At 39.4% G+C, this 17,511-nt stretch carries 11 protein-coding genes; all 11 read right to left on the reverse strand.

Annotation, left to right across the window (positions count from 1 at the left end; genetic code table 11):
* Positions 1-910: 910 nt before the first annotated feature.
* A complete protein-coding gene (gene avs1c / locus FOE74_RS11255) occupies positions 911-1,186 on the reverse strand; it encodes an AVAST type 1 anti-phage system protein Avs1c (protein WP_149098687.1) in 276 nt (91 codons plus the stop codon).
* Positions 1,143-1,388, reverse strand: a complete 246-nt coding sequence (gene avs1c / locus FOE74_RS21700) for an AVAST type 1 anti-phage system protein Avs1c (protein WP_372427404.1) — start codon at positions 1,386-1,388, stop codon at positions 1,143-1,145. Before avs1c (FOE74_RS21700) ends, avs1c (FOE74_RS11255) begins: the two co-directional genes overlap by 44 nt.
* Positions 1,385-7,210: a S1 family peptidase gene (locus FOE74_RS11260; protein ID WP_188686625.1), complete on the reverse strand. Its 5,826-nt coding sequence runs from the start codon at positions 7,208-7,210 to the stop codon at positions 1,385-1,387. The genes avs1c (FOE74_RS21700) and FOE74_RS11260 overlap by 4 nt, the downstream gene beginning before the upstream one ends.
* A complete protein-coding gene (gene avs1a / locus FOE74_RS11265) occupies positions 7,207-8,400 on the reverse strand; it encodes an AVAST type 1 anti-phage system MBL fold metallo-hydrolase Avs1a (RefSeq protein WP_149098689.1) in 1,194 nt (397 codons plus the stop codon). The genes FOE74_RS11260 and avs1a overlap by 4 nt, the downstream gene beginning before the upstream one ends.
* A gap of 158 nt (positions 8,401-8,558) precedes the next feature.
* On the reverse strand, positions 8,559-10,661 hold the full coding sequence (locus tag FOE74_RS11270) for a hypothetical protein (protein WP_149098690.1): 2,103 nt from the start codon (positions 10,659-10,661) through the stop codon (positions 8,559-8,561).
* Positions 10,662-11,071: 410 nt separating this feature from the next.
* Positions 11,072-11,413 carry a superinfection immunity protein gene (locus FOE74_RS11275; protein ID WP_225840774.1) on the reverse strand — a complete coding sequence of 114 codons (342 nt, stop codon included), beginning with the start codon at positions 11,411-11,413 and terminating at the stop codon, positions 11,072-11,074.
* Positions 11,414-11,813: 400 nt separating this feature from the next.
* A complete protein-coding gene (tyrS, locus tag FOE74_RS11280; RefSeq protein WP_149098691.1) occupies positions 11,814-13,019 on the reverse strand; it encodes a tyrosine--tRNA ligase in 1,206 nt (401 codons plus the stop codon).
* 1,099 nt (positions 13,020-14,118) lie between these two features.
* Positions 14,119-15,027: an NmrA family NAD(P)-binding protein gene (locus FOE74_RS11285; protein ID WP_149098692.1), complete on the reverse strand. Its 909-nt coding sequence runs from the start codon at positions 15,025-15,027 to the stop codon at positions 14,119-14,121.
* 170 nt (positions 15,028-15,197) lie between these two features.
* Positions 15,198-16,250 (reverse strand): LLM class flavin-dependent oxidoreductase, encoded by a 1,053-nt coding sequence (locus FOE74_RS11290; RefSeq protein WP_149098693.1) that lies wholly within the window; start codon positions 16,248-16,250, stop codon positions 15,198-15,200.
* 57 nt (positions 16,251-16,307) lie between these two features.
* Positions 16,308-16,733, reverse strand: a complete 426-nt coding sequence (locus tag FOE74_RS11295; protein WP_149098694.1) for an organic hydroperoxide resistance protein — start codon at positions 16,731-16,733, stop codon at positions 16,308-16,310.
* A gap of 18 nt (positions 16,734-16,751) precedes the next feature.
* Positions 16,752-17,504 (reverse strand): NADPH-dependent F420 reductase, encoded by a 753-nt coding sequence (locus tag FOE74_RS11300; RefSeq protein WP_149098695.1) that lies wholly within the window; start codon positions 17,502-17,504, stop codon positions 16,752-16,754.
* Positions 17,505-17,511 lie beyond the last annotated feature (7 nt).

The raw sequence follows: 17,511 nt of genomic DNA on the forward strand, positions 1-17,511 counted from the left end.
AAAACGGGTAAATGCGCTTAAATCTTATCGGCTTGCGAGACAGCGAGCAGGTGAATCCATGCTGACTGTTGCGTTGACCAGGGTGTTGACTTTTACGTTGACCAATCCGTTGCCTTTCGGTTCTTGCCTTTCTTCTATGGACGGTAGCAAGCGGCACAGCCTACATCCAAAGTGCTGTCTCATTAATCCGTCTCAAAAATTGGTATTCAATTTTGATTCTTGAGATGGCAAATAGAGACGAATTCACAGAAAATTAGGCAGATAAAGGTGGGGGCATAATCCTATCCCGTAAAATGGCCGTTTTACGAGACAGAAAGTAGGATCATTATTTATAAGAGCCCAAGGGGCAGACCTGGGGGAACAGATAGACTTTGTAGGATGGGAAGGTCAGTACTGCTCACTAAGTCAGCGGTTAATACTACTAAATTATGAATAGGCAGTGCCTAACGAAAGGCTCTCGCACCTTGCCTCAGTAAGCGACCTTATGCGTGTCTTGACGATCAGGTATAAGCGTAGTGCGGGTTTCGGAGCAATTCAACTGTCCACCAACCGCAAAGTTTCTTAGAAGCAATAATGGTTAATTTTAGCCGCTCAGCCCGCATTACGCTTATACAATGTTGTAGGCAGGCTTTTTTTTTATATTTCGAAGATTACTAATCTAGTTTACTTCACTTTCCCCCATCCACTTTTTCATATTAGCTTGTAAGCGTGCTCCTTCATCTATCGTTAAAAAATTTAGTCGTCCATTAGGATGGTTTTTTATATTTTTTTATATGGGGATATGTTGCCCATATAAAATTCCTGATTAAACCATCATTATCACTTTCAACTATCCTATTTGTATCTTCTGCCAATAGAAAAAAGATTGTGTTCGAATTCCCTTCTTGCTTTAGGCGGAGGCATACCATATTTAATCTTCTCCATTTTCCTTTGATTTAAATTCCTTTTGTTGCACCATATTGGCAGTTGTATTTGCCATCAACCGGGCCATTTCATCAACTGTATTAAGGTTAGCTCTCCTGTTAGGGGCTAGTCTGGCATTTTTTATTCCTTTGATTGATTTGATGTTAGAGCGACTAATCTTCACCTGATCTCTTTCAAAACCTTCGGACAAAAAAAACATATTACGTTCAAATTCTCTCCTACTGTTTGGCATTATTTCTGTTTTTAAATTCTGGTCTCTCAAAATTTGCTAATGAATTAGCTAACAGCCGTGTGGATTCGTCAATAGTCAAAAAATTAGTACGTCTATTCGGCAATTTTTTGGCGTTTAGCAAGCTATTTAGCATTCTTCGACTGGGCGGCAGATGAAATGTTCTCTTTTCAATGCTTTCAACAAGGATGTTAATATGCCTTTCAAAATCCTTCCTATTATTTGGAGTAATCATCTTTTTATTTCCTTTTGTTCAAAAACATCAACGTATTTAGGGTCATATCCGTAATATATTTTCCAAATCAATTTATACTCGGATTTCAGCGTTTCTATTTTGCCTTTTATTACTGTTGTATAATAGCCTGTATTTTCAGCTACCCCTTGCTCCCTGTTATCCCAATTTCTTCCTTTTCGCCAGTATACCGATATAGTATTGTCTTTGAAATTTGGAATTAGAGTATTTAACGTTGCATTCATTATAGCCGGAACCAACTCACTTCCGGCAACATTACCTGCATATTCACTCTTGATAAATAGCGGAATTACATCTTCTTCCTCCGAAACAGTACTAGGATAACTATTCGCAGCAAAAGTCGGCCGGGGATAAGAGGGGTGTTTTGAAGAGAATTTTGCTACTGGGATCAGGTAGGCTGTGAGTTCTATTTTCTCTTTAGCGCTCCGGCGAGATTCCGAGTGTACTGCCGCATAATAGTTCAATGGCAGTTCATTGTTAACCAATAGTTTGTCAAAAGCAATAATTCCGGTTTCAAAAAAATCTTTTACAGCATTTTCAAAACTTTCAGTACTGCTATTAAACTGAGGTATCAAGGTGTTTTCCGGGAAAGTTGGCTGATAAAACCTTAGTATATTAGCAACTTTCTCTCTGTCACTGAGTGTAGTGCAAGTGTAAACAGCGACATTTAAAGCATATCTCAAAAGAGTATCGAAATCCGAAATAAGAGAAATGTCGTTATGGTCATTAAAACTCCGATTAATATACCCACTTGCTTTCTGACTATCCTCAATAGATAATGGGGCTAATCCTTTTACCTGTCCCAACAATGTTTCAGCAAATTGTTTGGTCAAAATATTTAGCTCATTAAGCTCATATAAGGGGTCACTTATCGGTTCCAAATATTCTTCTTCAAATACTATTTCACCCTTGCTTTTATTAGTTGAAGTAAACGTTTGCTCAAACTTTATAATTAAATCATCCAGATCTGTAAGTCCAAGATTTTTTAGCTCGGTAAGAGATGCAAGAATAGCTTCTCTTATCATAAAGTGGTTAATCTTTAATAGCTCTTGTTCGTTTTCTTCTAAAACAGCTTTAAGATTTTCGGCAAAACCTTTGGGATTTAAATTTGAGAGTTGATGAATAACAGAAGAGGAAAGTTCTTTTGAAATGCTATAGCAGTCACTAAGTATTTCCTTTACTATTGCTCGCAAAATAATGCCTGGGTAAATAGAGCCGAGCCAAACCAAGGTTTCAATAACTCGATTTTTTACAACTAATGAAGGGTGACTTAAAAACCAAATAAGGAACTTTAGTAAATGATCATCTTGTTCATCGGTATTTATTTTATCGGCTCCTTTATTCAGCCATTCATACCGGTCATAAAAATGCCGGCTAGTCCTCACCATCAAATTAATATGCTCCAGAACAGCTTCTAAGATCAACTGCTTTTCGTGCTCATCAGTTATATTCCGAAGCAATGAAATAATTTGGTTAGCAATTACCCATTCTTCAAAATAGGGCTCATTAATAATCAGTTGTTTTATGTCTTTGATAAATTCTGCTGAGTTATCGTACGTTTCAGCAAAAAGATTTCTTATGTCATTAATTTTATTGGAATAGTTAAATGACCATACCCCATATTTTTCATCCTGAACTTTTTGCAATGCGTCGGCTATTACTTTTCTTGCACCGCTCTTATTTTCTGTATCAATTTTCCGCTGTGCTTCTTCTTTTGCAATAATTAGGTCGTCGAGAGCATCTTTCTCTTCTCGTCTAGGAGTTGAAGGTTTTCTTTCTTCTTCAGTCTCTTCTTTTGAAGGTTGAGTCGGTTGCATTCCAACCGCTTCCAAATACGGTTTCACCTTATCAAAATTTGAGGTGCTTAATTCGCTAAACAATTCCCGCAGATACTCATAACGAAATTCATCGCTTATTTCGGCAACCACAAACCGAGCCACACGTTTGAATACTATGTCTAACTTTCCTGGCTCGCTGTTTTCTAAATGGTTCAGAATACCTGCCTGAATCTTTGCATAACCTCTGATATATCTATCGTCCCCAAGCATAAACAATTCACTTAGTCCCCAAACGATAAGAGACCCTGAATCTTCAATATTCCGCAGCATGTTCATTATAGCACTCTGCTCCTCGATTGCCCTGGCTCCCAATATATATCCCTCGCCTGTGTAAGGCATATCAACTAACCCCGATTCGGCATTGGTAATAATGGTTTGATGATCCGGAAGCAACAAGTACTTGAAGTACTCAATTGACTTATTTAAAAAACCTACTTTAGCTAGGTCACCGACAAACTCTTCCTGCTGCTGTTTCACATATCGTTGAAATGTCATCTCGCCGGATGAATTATGAAGATGCGCGGCGAACTCCTGAAGGTAGGATAGGTTACCATCTTTAGGGACAATATTCGTAACAGCAGTATTTATTATACCCAATTGGGCTTCTTTATACCATGATGGCCCCATTGAGGTATCAATCATTTCCTTAAAAACTTGCTTAGCTTTATCATGATTCTTCAGGAGCGCATACAATTCAACTAATCTCAACAGGTATTCATTTCTTTCCCATCTATTTTCTATAGTGTTTATAATATGCTCTTCTAACACTTTTACTACTTTGAAGGCCGTAACCTCATGTTTGGGTTCCTTAGCTAATTCCCTAGCTATAACAAACAAGCTATCTGTGTAGCCTTCGGTGTAAAGCCCAAGCTGATATGACTTCTTGTTGACTATCTGCTCAACAAAAACAGGAATATAATCGGTGAAAGCATCCATTAATAAATGAATAAGGCTTTTGTAGATGACCGGGTAAATTAATTCCGGAAGAGCATAGCTTTTCTTCCAATTCATCCTATCCCTTAAGTCTGGAATTAGCTTTTCAATCAGAACAGTTAGCTTGCTCTGAAGCTGTTTAACCTCTTCATTCCTGCCATCACTTTTATAACGCTTTACTTTTCCTGTCAGGAAACATAGATACTTAAAAACAGACTTTATATTTTCTTCCCAATTGTATGAGTACCCATATTGCGAAAGTGCCGGAAATTGATCCTCAGCATCAAAATACCCAAGGCACTCTGCATAGAGTGTAAACCGATGTATGGATTGATGATTTAAGTCAACGCCATTTTCTTTTCGCAAATCGAATTCTTCAGCACCTAGAAAGACGTTCGTGTACAGGTTCTCAATGAGATCAAACCTCTTTGATCTTCCCAATAGAATATAAAGTAAAAAGAAATGATAATCAGGATGAGTACCATACTTGTCAATCACGTACTCTAAATCTTCTATCCAAGCAGGGATATTGTCTTCTGTTTTAACAATGGGGCTTTTTTCCTGAAATTCTAATGCATGATATATACTCAATGCGATAAAGCCACTTGACTTTTCATCAAATTTAAATTTGTCTTCTGTGAGTTTTGTGAATGGAGGTATATTAAATCGCCAAATGAAGTAACCACTATTATACGAGCCAACATCATCTTTAAATTTGTGAACTGCTTCTGGTGGATTCCCGCTTGTTTCAATCATTTTAATGGCTGTATCTTTAATATGGCCAAATTCACGGTAAGCTCCTTTAAAATCTACATTTGAAGACAGTGTAACAGCACTACATTTTAAATGAATAAATCGATTGAATGAATCGGATTTCAGATCTGATTCAATTATATTTCTGCAGGTTTGATTAATCGCATTCAATAAGATTTCAGCTTCTTCATCTGTCTCATACTCGTAAAATTTTTGTAGAAGGTACAATGCATCTCCATCAGCAGTGATTAGCGTTTTATTGCGTACAACATACCTTATTGCTTCTTCTGGTCTGCCCAAGGCCAATAAAGCATTTACAAGAAAAATAGCGTTTTCCTGAAAAAGTGTATTGTACCTAAAATTTACCCGCTGCGAAAGAAGCAATAAAGAAATGACTTTGTGCGCTATCCCCAATTCGGCGGCAAGACCAATTACATTTTTAACGTCTGCCAAAACAATATCAGGGTTAATACTGTTCAGTGCACAGTCATCAATCCATGCCTGGTTGCATTCATCTAATGCATTTCTTTTGCTTTGCTCATCTCCATGTGCCAAGTGATACACTTTCTCAGACAGGCTAAAATTTGTCTGAGAGTGTCTTTGAATATAATTACTTATGTTTTTATGTACCTGTTTGTCTATTGCATCTGTCTTTTTATTTACAAAATCAGAAAAAGAGGTGTGATATATACTTATCGCTTCATTGTCTCTTAACAAGTGTTCGATCTTCTTAAAGCTTGACAGGAAACTGTGCTTCGTAGCTTCGGGCTGTATTTCTGATAAGGTTTTCTTATCTACCGATACTCTTAACCTTGATAAAGTAGCTGCAAGCCAGATTTCTTCCGGGTGATCATTTATTTGCAGCCATATTTTGTTATAATAGTTTTCTATTTCCCCACCAATTACAGGAATTGAATTGATCCAATCATCAATGGAAGGTATTTCGTCCACTCCTAAAATATACTTGGTCAAATACCTTAAATAAAGAGGATGTCCTTCTGATTTTTCTGCCAGTGCAGCTATTTGTTTTGTGTTAAGCCCTCTTTCTTTTACATGCTCGGAAAGATATTTTTCCGCATTCTGAATTGACAGTGGTGTAACCTTAATTTCTTTTGATGCATCTATTGCGGCCTGGAATGCATTAGGTAATAACTCTTTTGATGTACATGAGAAAATCACCTTGATGTGTGGAGGTAACTTAACAGGCAACACGGAGAGATAGTTATCTATTTTAGATTCGCTAACATCGTCCAAACCGTCTATTATCAAAAAGGCTATATTCCCTTGTTGTTGATAATGCAAGGATAACTGCTGTATCGCCTGGTGGATTTCTATTATCCTGTCATTTAATGATTTTTCAGCCTTGGGTTTGGGTGGCGGACTGTTATATAGGGTACGATGACAAACTTCCTCTACCCATCTCATAAAGAAATCCGGTGTCGCCCTGATTTGTGTTGGAATTTCTTCGCTCTCCGGAACCTTTACAAAAAAACGGTCGCTTATAATATGATTGTCAGCCACTAATTCCAATTGAGCAGCTATAGTAGTTTTGCCTGAACCCGGGCTCCCACTTACCAAAAAATAACTCCCATCAATTTGCGTTGCAATTACATTATTTATTTTTTGCAACACTTCCTCATTTGGCGTAGTATCTGATATATCACTTTCTATCGAATCTGGTATAGAATGCCCTTTTTCGATAGTGACAATGATATGGTGCTTGTTCAAAACCTCAGCAATGCTACTGATACTTGTTGCGCCAATTGTTCCTACTGTATCGTAGCCAATAACTCCTACAACATGCCCATTAATTACTAAGGGCGAGCCTGACAACCCATCAAATTGTTCAATATTGTTGTATTGCTCACATTCTAAATCTACATCCCATTTTGTTCCTTCATTAGTCCGAGAGACATTACCGGTATATCTTCCACCAGAGTTTACCCTTTGTTTCGGGAATCCATAAGTTTCCCAATGCTCATTGTAGGGAGTCTCTATTTTTTTTAAAGGAAGCGTATGAATAATTATTGAAGATTGATTTTTAAGTTCCAGTATGGCAACATCTCGATCTGAAATTCTTTCCAGAATTTCAGCTTCTACCTCCGTTTCATTTAGATATAGTTTTATCGGGTGACCTTCAGGCAGATTATGCTCAGATGTAAGTAAGACTTGCTTATCCCCTTCTGTTGGAACAAAAAAGGCTGTACCTGACTTGCCTCCGCAATCGACTTGCACAGTTGCTACTTCTATTTGCTTTGGGTTTAATATTTTTACATTCACAATGTTAGAGTATAAGGCTGCTGATCTAAATAGTGGATTGAGTAATTATATTCTTCCATCCAATCTTCCCTCTCAAAATATTTTGAGTTAGCAGTTATATAATTAAAGTATAATTTTCTATGAAAATCTGTTTTTCTGGTAACGATATGTGCTATCGTTTCTTTGTCTGGGTGATTATTCTTTTGACCATTAGTAGAGATAAGATACATTTCTGAATCAATTTTATCTAACAACTCACGGCTGATATTACCAAAACTGCCATGATGAGAAACTTTAATCAAATCAAAGATTATTGTTCCTTCGTTTTGATATGTTTTAAGAGACTGAACTATTAACCCAGGGTGGGCATCTGCCAGAAAAAGTAATTTTCTGTTTCGAATCTGTAAAATACAGGCAATAGAACTACCATTTGTAGCAGTGTCATCTTCCTTAAAAGGCGTCTTTAGTAATTCTTCAAGAGTTTCTCTTGTAGCGGAAATTTGCTTTGGAACTACCTTAGCCTTCTCTTTTTCCCATGATAAAAGCATCTCAAAAGCATCATCATATAATTGCGAATTTCCCAAATTGAAATTAGCACCATACCTTTTCAACTCATCATTCCAAAGTTTTTTCAGCTTTTCTAACTTTTGCTTGTCAGGAGATAGAAGGTAAATATTGGTATCAGGATTGAGTTCAACTGTGGACTTTTGTTCAATACAAACAACTTGATTATTAAAATCGCTATTCCATGAGTATTTCCCTTGTAAAAGCAATGCACCAACTGTTGTACCTTGCTCTGCACTGATTACTTGCTCTCCTTGCTTGCTTTCGTTTTGGGGATATCCTCTTCGAATTAACTGTAGTAAAATTCGCTCTTGCTTCTTATCTATTTCAACTTCCTTTTGTTCACAGAGATGACGATACGTATTATGCCAAACTTCTTTAATTGTTACAAATTTTTTAGAATTGTTTTCTTTTAAAAGCTTTATTGCTCCTTGAATATGGTCAGCGTCAATATGTGTCAGAATTAGCTTTTCAAGGGATGCTCCGCTTTCACCAATTTGTATTAAATCTTTCTTTAGATAATTTTGGTAAGTATCAACATAGCCGCAGTCAATAAGCAAATGCTTTTTCCCTTCTTCAGTTTCCCCAAAACTTATTAAGAAACAATCTCCATTTTTGGCTGGGTAAGATTTAATTGTTATTAACATATTTTAGATAATGGTCGCTTTTCAAGTTTGCCTACAACGGTCTCGTGCATGAGGTGTGCAAGGCCGTCGGCCGAAGCATGGCTTATGCACAATGTTGGCGGTTCGTTTTTTGTTCTCTCCGTTATTTAATTCTAATATTTATCCAATGTTGCTTTTTGTTATGCTTTTCGGTCTGTCCAAGTTAAATTTAATAGTTGAAAGTCGTCAATACTTACCGAAACATCGTTATCTAAGTTTGTTGAATGCTCGCAATATTTATAATCATTGCCACATTTTGTGCAGATTTGCTTTTTAAGTAAGTATCCAGGTGTAACATCAATTTTTCGTGTTTCATAAGCTTTTGCTAAGTCATACTGTTCTTTAGTGAACGCAAATCCAATGATAATTCCTCCGTTTTGGTCAGGCTTTAATTGGTACTTGATTTCTGGTGCAATTCCTCTCCTCCTAATGTATTGAACTCCATCACCACAAACCATTTCAAAAAGAGGCGGACTGTCTCTCTTTAAAGGGTATTTATTTATGAACGTACTTTGTTTTTCAAGCCAGTTTTTAAACTTATTCTTATCAACTGGAATTATCTTATTTTCATTTAACCATTTTAAAATATCAACGGAGTGCCCCATTACAGAAACCGATACTTGCTTTTCATCTTGTCTTTCCCAACTTAAAGTAAATGCTGCAACAGTATCCTTGTTTCTTGAAACCTTAGCTGCAAAAATCATTTCTAAGGCTTGTAAAGTTTTAGAAACATTAAATTCTGTATTTTCATTTATTCCATGATTTATTGCTGGAATATTCCAATACATATCCTCAAAACTAGCAAGAGTAACATTTTTAGGTAAATCTAATTTCTCACCTATTCTTTTTAAAGCTTTAACAACTTCAAGAATATCTGTCTCAATTACTCTAAGACTTGTTTCTCCAATAGAAATGATATCATACCCTGATATGTATCTTTCTGTATGAATATCATCTTCACGCTTTTGAATTTCATGATAGGAAACAAATAATCGTATTCCGTCTCCTTCATTTATTGAATAGGGAATTAATTCCTCGAAAACAGATTTTGCTTTTTCTTCAATAAGGTGGGGGGCATTTGCTTCTTCTTTGGCTTCGTCAAAGTATTCATGTATTAACGGGTTTGCTTGAAAATAATGACAAGTCAATGATTTCCAATCTTCAATAGACAACTCACCATCAACCCTAAATAACTTTGTATACTCAGATTGCTTTCCCGCACTTTTGATATCATTTTCAATTCTACTAAGCATCTTTTCTGTGTCACACATTCGTATAGCTCCGTCAAAATGCTCAAAAGAATTTGTTGCTTCGTCAAAAATAGAATGAACATAACGACAGCCATAGTTGTCATTGTCAATTCCCAGAGACGGGTGTTCTTTTACTTCTTCTACTTCTAAAGTTTGTTTTCCTTCTTCATGTTTCCACCAAAATTCAGTCTGACTTATACCATAGTATAATTTTTGATACTCACTACTTCCATAAACAGTAACTCCTGATTTAATTTTTGATACATCATTATTAAACTGCGGTCCTCGCCAATATTCTAACTCAATAGTGTCATTGTAAGTTTTTGCAAGACCAATTAAATTCCTGTCCAGTGAAATTCTGACCTTTATTTTTTCGTTTTTAACTTGTTTTACTAATTCATCAATCAAAAAATAATTAAGATTGTTGTGAAGTGATAAGGATTTACGAAAAAACTGATGGGCAATTACTGCAAATTCGGAATCATTATCTTTGAAAATTCCGTGTCCTTTGTACGTAAACTGTTGAAGTAAATCCGATAAATAAATCAGGCCGTCTTTGTCTTGTTTTTCAAATAACTTTGAAAAAACACGTTCAACAATTTTTTTTTCATTATAACATACGCAACCAGCATAAAGATAAGTAGCGTTTTCTGTCAAGTGTCCGGCCAAAAGACTTTTTAATTCGTCTATGTGCGGTAAACATTGTTCTTGATATCTTTTCTTTAAAGCTGTTAAGTGAGCTTTATTTATAAATTTTTGTTCTTCATCAGTTTCAGCAATTATTTGATTTCCTACTAAGCGGCACATTCCGGGTTCAAAGTATAAGCCAAAAGGAATTGTCCATCCTAATGGTTTGTGCATATCATGTCCTAAACAAGTAGGCACACCTTCCAATGCTTTTTGTTCTAAAGCGTCTTCTAAAGCGCCAACAGAAAATCTATAACCATATCGGTTTACTGTGTCCGAATTAAGTACGGCTCTATTTTTAATCATTGCTTATATCCTTTGTATCTTTCTTTCTTAAATGACCGCCAACTAATTGCTAAACGGAGTTATTCCGTTTATCTGAACTATTTATTGAAGTAGGTTCAGTGCTTTATTCAGCTGTTTTTAGTATAGCGCAAAATGACAAAGCCTCTCCATGTATTTTTACCTAAAGTAGGAAAGTTTCAGAGGTTATCCAGCAAGCTCACAATTTAATCCTGGGAGTAGGCGGCATGCGCGAGGAGCCTGGATGTAGCGCAAGTCAGCGCCCTGCTCCAGCAGGCTGGTGACAAACGAGCGGCGTGCGTGGGGTGGCCCTTGCTTTAATTCCGGCCTTTTGTCAAAAGGCGCATAATGGAGATTATGTAAAACTAAGGCTGCCAAGCATGAGCTGTTTACCAAATGCCAGCCTTCACCTTTTAGGCCAAAAGCTTTTCTTTGGCTTTGCTGAATTCGTCATCTGTGAGAAGCCCTAATTCCTTGAGGTCCCGCAGGCTCTCCAATTCGGATGCCAATGATTTGTGAGGCTTCTCACCAACGTGCACTACCTGTACCGGCATGGCGTCACTCGAGCAGGCCCAAACAAAGGCTATCACCCATCCAATGAAGGACCAGCCGAAAAACAGGTTGACTGCGAAGATAGCCCAGAAGTTGCGCTTCCGAACACCTACTACACTTGGAAGGAAATAGAAACACAGGAGAACTCCTAAGATAATGAGTGCCTCACCGATGCCAAGGTTACTCATGCTGAATTTGTCCATGATAAGTGCTTTAAAAGCTTTATAAGTGATGATGGGTTACACGCTATCAAAGCAATTGACTAGGAAAACTATTGTTTAAAATTGCTTGCAACTGGAAAATACAAACTTATGATAATGTTAATAAACAATACACTACTATTTCTATATCAAATATGTGAGGTGGCAGAATAGGTGGCAAAACATTAGCTAAAATATGTTAACATATCTTAAATTTTGTTTACAACCTACATTAGGCTTTATAAACGCACATTTTAAGAGAGTCACAACCATTAAAAACCCATAGAAGAACGGCTCTGGGTACTCAAAAGGCCTTGTAAACGAAAGTTTGCAAGGCCTTCTTGATTTCCGGGGACATTTAAGCTTCAAGCAGGGTTGCCTAAGATCCTTAAGGTTAGAAAACTTATAACAATTCATAAAAGTCTCTTTTACCTATCCTGATTTTAGTACCTGCCACCAATTCAATATCCAGGAAGGAATCCATGACTTTGTCATTATTTACCTGGACACCCCCACCTTCTATCAATCTCTTTAGTGCAGATTTAGTCATGTCAGCCTTCAATTTCTGACATAGGTTAATCAAGGCTAATGCAGTATTCTGTGCTTCCAGTGATTCGATGGCAACGGGAGTGAAAGCTTTTTCGTCAAACTTTTTGTTTTGGAACTGGTTTTGGAAAAACCGTTCTGCTTTGTCAGCGTCCTCCTTGCTATGGTACTGCGAGATGATATTTTTGGCAATGGCTTTCTTTATGTCCATTGGGTTTTCACCAGTGGATAACCTTTCCTTTACCACTTGTTTTTCTTCAGGTGAAAAGTCAGTAGCCAAATCCAGGTATTCTAAAATCAAGTTGTCTGGAATAGACATGGTTTTGCCAAACATCTCAGTAGGTTCATCTGTCAGACCAATGATGTTGTTAAGCGATTTGCTCATTTTCTCTTTTCCGTCCAACCCTTTCAGCAAAGGCATACACATGACGATTTGTGGACTCAGATTAAATGTCTCCTGCAATTGCCGTCCCATGGTGCAGTTGAATAGTTGGTCTGTTCCACCCATCTCAACGTCACAGTTCAGTTTAACCGAGTCAAACCCTTGTAGAATTGGGTACAGCAGTTCATGCATAGATATAGGCGTGTTTTCGGTAAACCGCTTGTTGAAATCGTTGCGGTGCATCAATTGGGCAACCGTAACTTTAGACAGTAGCTGTATTAGTTCACTGGAAGAAAGTTTGTCCAGCCATTCAGAATTAAAGACAATCTTGGCTTTGCTAACATCAATCACCTTTGATAACTGGCTGATGTAGGTCTCTGCGTTGTGCTGCACCTCTTCAATGCTTAAGGGCTTTCGGCTTTTGTTCTTACCAGTCGGGTCTCCGATTGTTGCAGTGAAGCTTCCAACCAGTATTACAATCTGATGCCCGAAATCCTGGAACTGCTTCATCTTCTTGAGAACAACAGCGTGTCCGAGGTGCAGGTCTGGTGCAGTTGGGTCAAAGCCTAACTTTATGACCAGACTGCGGTTCTCATTTTTAGCCTGCTCCAATTTCTGTTCCAACCCATCTTGGGGAAGGATGATTTCCACGTTTTCTTTTAATCTGTTGATTGTTTCCATTTTCCCATAAATAAAAAAAGCCCGAGCATTGCTGCTCGGGCTTCTGGTTATGTAAATATCCTTTGTTACAGTAGTTTTAGAACTGAAGTATGAACATACCCTTCCCGAGCATCTACTATAGCGTAATAGGTACTGAAGAAAGGAAGGCGAAGTATGCTGTTCAAGAATTTCATTTCTGGTGCAAAGTTAATTAGTAATAACATCAGGAACAAAATTTATGCTATAAGGAAGAAGCTTCATTCAAACTCTCATAGTCAAGTCCCCCCTTATAAATCACTGCAAATTTTAAAACCTTAAAAGTGACTGTCTTTGATGTGTTCAGCAGAAAGGAGCGTTAGTTATTTCAGCACAAAAAGGAAAGACCTAAAAATCACCCCTAAGTCTATATAAACAGATGTTCGTGGTCATCATAGAAACAGATGATACTTTCCAATTCATCTATGAAAAAGTTCGACATGAGCCCGCTAGAGGGTACAGAAACAAAATAAGCCGCTGAGTATCAGTGGCTCATTTTGTTTTATGTGTGGCAATAAAAGTAGCCTCCTTTAAAGTTTCTTTATTTTTAGTACTATAACTTTATATCTATGCCCTTTAACTGATTTTCTATTAAAAGAATGAGCCTTAAGGGCATGATTAACATTCTTACGAAGCTATCCCAATAACTCAATTTATCTATTAAATCATAGGATGGTTTGTGAGACGTCAAAAGTAGAAAACCAAAACGCAACTTGATCTTACTAATGCTAGGATTAGCAATGTTCTATCATTGCTTGTTTAGTGTGTTATAGTTTCGCTCTGATAAGTACTTCTCCTTACAAACGCTTTATACCAGCAAAATGAACTTTAATAAGGTGAAATACTCCGCTGGGCTTCAGAAAAGTAAGGAGCAAATTAGAAAAAGAAAATCTCAGTAACTGGCCAACAGGCGAATTCAAATCAATCATTGATTTAAGGATTGAGCTGTTCGCTTACTAAAGGTGAATTTGATTATTTCGTTTCCTGAAGGTCTGATGAATGTCCATATTACTTAGGATTCCAGCTTCTTGATGTTGAAAATGCTCATAGGCAAGGATGACTACTCGGTGAGCGAAAAGTATACCTACTCTTTTTGACTAGCCGAGGCTACCAGCACGTCTTTATTTTCAAGTAAGTATTCCCGGACTGTTTTTGCAGGCCTGCCGAGGATGTACGGAATGTCATTCTGGACCATTGACATATACGACATTCTTCCATCCAGCATTTGCGTAACAAATTCGATGTTTGCGCTTGCGTACCAACTGTCTGCCCCTTCGGATATCCATGCTTCAATCAGCTGTTTGAATTCTTCTACGCCTTTTTCCTCGCACTTAATTTCAAGGCCGGTTACCTCGCTCATGAGCTGAGCAATTTCTTTTCCATTATGGCTCTCTACACTCAGCCAATAATCCTTACTGGCGTGCCGTTGAGGTCCGTCCACAAGAATTTTTGCCGCAACGGCCGCTATATCACTTGAAGCAATGTAACCTACCCTGCGGTCTTCCCAGTAGGTAGTATAGGTAAGATTTTTCGGTAGGTAAGCACTTGTAATGGCTTCCATAAACATATTCGGATGGAGGTGTGTCCAGGCAATCCCGCTCGCCTCAATGTATTTCTCGATCATCTGGTGCCACGCAAAGTGAGCATCCGTCGTATCCCACTCCGCGAATACACCTACGTGTACGATATGGCTGACACCTGCTTTCTTCGCAGCATCCACTAATGTTTTGCTCTGCGTGAGCATACCCACCGTGTACCCAGTTAGAAGAAATACCCGGTCAACGCCAGCAAGGGCAAGCGCAAACGTTTGCGGGTCATCTAGGTCAAGGTACCTGCCGTCTTTCCCTTCGCTACGAAGTTGCTCCACCACGTCCTGTTTACGCGAAGTGATGCGGACCTTGACAGCTTTACCCTCAAGGTCCTTTACGACTTGCTTGCCGATCGTTCCGCTGGCGCCTAAAACGAGTATGGTCGGATACTGATTATTTTCCATTCGTGTTTGTTCAGATATTTTTATTTGCAACCCGATAGAGTGCTTTTGTTAATTCTCCTCTCGGGCTCGGCTCATGTTTACCTTTACTTCCGTCCGCAGCTTAAAGACCTTTATAGTTGAATCTTCACGTTTAGTTGCCCCCCTGTCACTACCTGATTAAGCCATCGTTTTTAAAGCCCTCCCTGTGTAGCTTTCTTACCTTCCTCTTTGGTGGCGCCTTCATTTATCTCCGCCATCACCTCAGCAAACAGCTGGGCAGATTTTATACGCGATTCATGGTTGTGCATGGTGGACACGGCAATGAGCTCGTTCACTTGGGTCTGGTCAAGGAACGCCTGAATCTGCTTCTTCACGGTCTGCTTGCTCCCCACAAAGGAATACTTCAGCATCTGATTTACGGCAGGGTGTTGAAGCAGGTCTTTCAATTCATCCGTCATCTCAGTGGGTGGATGCAGCGGGTCCTTGGCCCCGGTCAGCACGCCCACAAACATCCTGATCAGGCTGGTGAACAGCCTTTCCGCCTCTTCATCCGTGTCGGCGAGGTAGACGTTTACCCCAGCCATGGTGTAGGGCCTGTCCAGAAACTCAGAAGGCTTAAACTCCTGGCGATAAATCTTCAAAGCGTTGAGTAAGTGCGTGGAGGCAAAGTGGCTGGCAAACGCATAGGGCAAGCCCTTTGAGGCTGCCAGGTGGGCGCTGTCTGGGCTGGACCCCAAGATATACAACGGCACCTCCGTGCCCTCGGCAACGGCTGCCCTTACAGAGGCATTCTTGTTCTCCGGTGAAAAGTACTTCTGGATTTTAGCTACTTCCTCAGGAAAGGAATGGGCCGCCTTCATGAAATCTGACCGGATGGCTTGCGCGGTGGCCTGGTCTGTGCCGGGCGCCCTGCCAAGCCCCAGATCAATGCGGTTGGGGTATAGATGCGCGAGGGTACCGAACTGCTCTGCCACAATCAGAGGAGAGTGGTTGGGGAGCATGATGCCCCCCGAGCCCACCCGGATGATAGAGGTATTCTCTGCCACGTACCCGATGAGCAGGGAGGTGGCACTACTGGCGATGCTGTCTGAGTTATGGTGCTCGGCAAACCAGATGCGTTTGTAGTTATTTGCCTCCGCTTCTTTCGCCAGCGCCAAGGAATCGTTTAGGGTCTGTTTTATGGTATTCCCCTCAGAAACAATGGCAAGCTCTAAAATGGAATGGGCAATCTTTTGGGTATTCATAGAATTCGATAATATTGGGGTGGTGTGGCTTATTGCCCTGCTCCGATACACGGCAACTCATTGATTATTGGTTGTCGTTAGTTTCACCTCGATGTTATTGCGGGTCGCATTGGAGTAAGGGCATACCTGGTGCGCCCGTTCAGTAAGTCGTTGCGCTTCTTCAATAGAAACATCTGAAATATTTACCGCAAGCTCTACCGCCAGTCCAAATGCACCACCTTCAAGAGGGCCAATTGACACTTTTGCAGTAACTGAGGTTTCGCCAGTCTTTGCTTTTTCCAAGCGGATGGTATGGTTCAGTGCACTATCAAAACATGCCGCGTAACCGGCTGCAAATAATTGTTCTGGATTAGTGTAATCATCGTTCGCACCGCCCATTGCTTTGGGTGGTCTTACCTGTAGATCCAAAATGCCATTATCACTTTTTACCTGACCACTTCTACCTCCGGTAGCAGTTGCCTCTGCCGTATACAAAACTTTCATAATTATTTGTTTTAAACGTTACTGATTTTGATTTCTTCCCATTTGAATTCTACGGTTTCCCGCTAAAATTTCTTCGTAGGAAGGCCAGGTAGGCTTTCTCCTCAGATCATCCATGATAAAATCCCGGATGGCAGGGGCTTTTCCTTTTTCAGCGTCAGCAAGTGCCTTCTTTAGTTCTGCTTCATTCAATTCGGTGCAATAGGCTGGCGTGCCGGGCTGCTGTCGCCAGGATTCGGCTAGGCTTCCGGCATCAACGGTATCAAAACCTGTGATATCAACCAGTTGAGCAACCACTTTTTTATGTTCCTCGTTGTCGCCAGCTATAGAAATTGCTATTCTTCCTTCCGCACCGGCTGTTTTGCCTTTGTATTTTAGGGTGTGTTCCAGGATATTATTAAAAACCTTAACAAGCGGGCGGTTTAGTATTCCGGAAATATATTCAGTTTCGGATATTTGCTCCAGTTCAGCAATCTCACCATCCCTGAAAGGATAATAGTTGGAAGTATCCATTACCACTACATCTTGCGGTACAGCCTTCAACAAGTCCTTAGGTAAGTCTTTGTATGCTCCAAAGGGCATTGAGAAGATAATGGCATCCACGTCTTTGACCACATCGTGTATGGTGGCAGCGGTTGCGCCTAAACTGGCTGCTATCTTCTCTAATTCAGGCATTGCCCTGGTGTTGGTTACTTTTACATGATGCCCAGCTTGAGAAAATCTCTCTGCTAAAATGCTTCCTATGGCACCTGTTCCAATTATTCCTATTCTCATGCTGTTG

Origin of the sequence: Rufibacter glacialis, from assembly GCF_008271745.1 — a bacterium.
Taxonomy (GTDB): domain Bacteria; phylum Bacteroidota; class Bacteroidia; order Cytophagales; family Hymenobacteraceae; genus Nibribacter; species Nibribacter glacialis.

What these genes read in the sequence shown, in the direction of transcription:
- FOE74_RS11275 (WP_225840774.1), bottom strand. Translation starts at nt 11,413, where the DNA reads ATGGACAAATTCAGCATGAGTAACCTTGGCATCGGTGAGGCACTCATT.
- tyrS (WP_149098691.1), bottom strand. Translation starts at nt 13,019, where the DNA reads ATGGAAACAATCAACAGATTAAAAGAAAACGTGGAAATCATCCTTCCC.
- FOE74_RS11295 (WP_149098694.1), bottom strand. Translation starts at nt 16,733, where the DNA reads ATGAAAGTTTTGTATACGGCAGAGGCAACTGCTACCGGAGGTAGAAGT.
- FOE74_RS11290 (WP_149098693.1), bottom strand. Translation starts at nt 16,250, where the DNA reads ATGAATACCCAAAAGATTGCCCATTCCATTTTAGAGCTTGCCATTGTT.
- FOE74_RS11285 (WP_149098692.1), bottom strand. Translation starts at nt 15,027, where the DNA reads ATGGAAAATAATCAGTATCCGACCATACTCGTTTTAGGCGCCAGCGGA.
- FOE74_RS11300 (WP_149098695.1), bottom strand. Translation starts at nt 17,504, where the DNA reads ATGAGAATAGGAATAATTGGAACAGGTGCCATAGGAAGCATTTTAGCA.
- avs1a (WP_149098689.1), bottom strand. Translation starts at nt 8,400, where the DNA reads ATGTTAATAACAATTAAATCTTACCCAGCCAAAAATGGAGATTGTTTC.
- FOE74_RS11270 (WP_149098690.1), bottom strand. Translation starts at nt 10,661, where the DNA reads ATGATTAAAAATAGAGCCGTACTTAATTCGGACACAGTAAACCGATAT.
- avs1c (WP_372427404.1), bottom strand. Translation starts at nt 1,388, where the DNA reads ATGATTACTCCAAATAATAGGAAGGATTTTGAAAGGCATATTAACATC.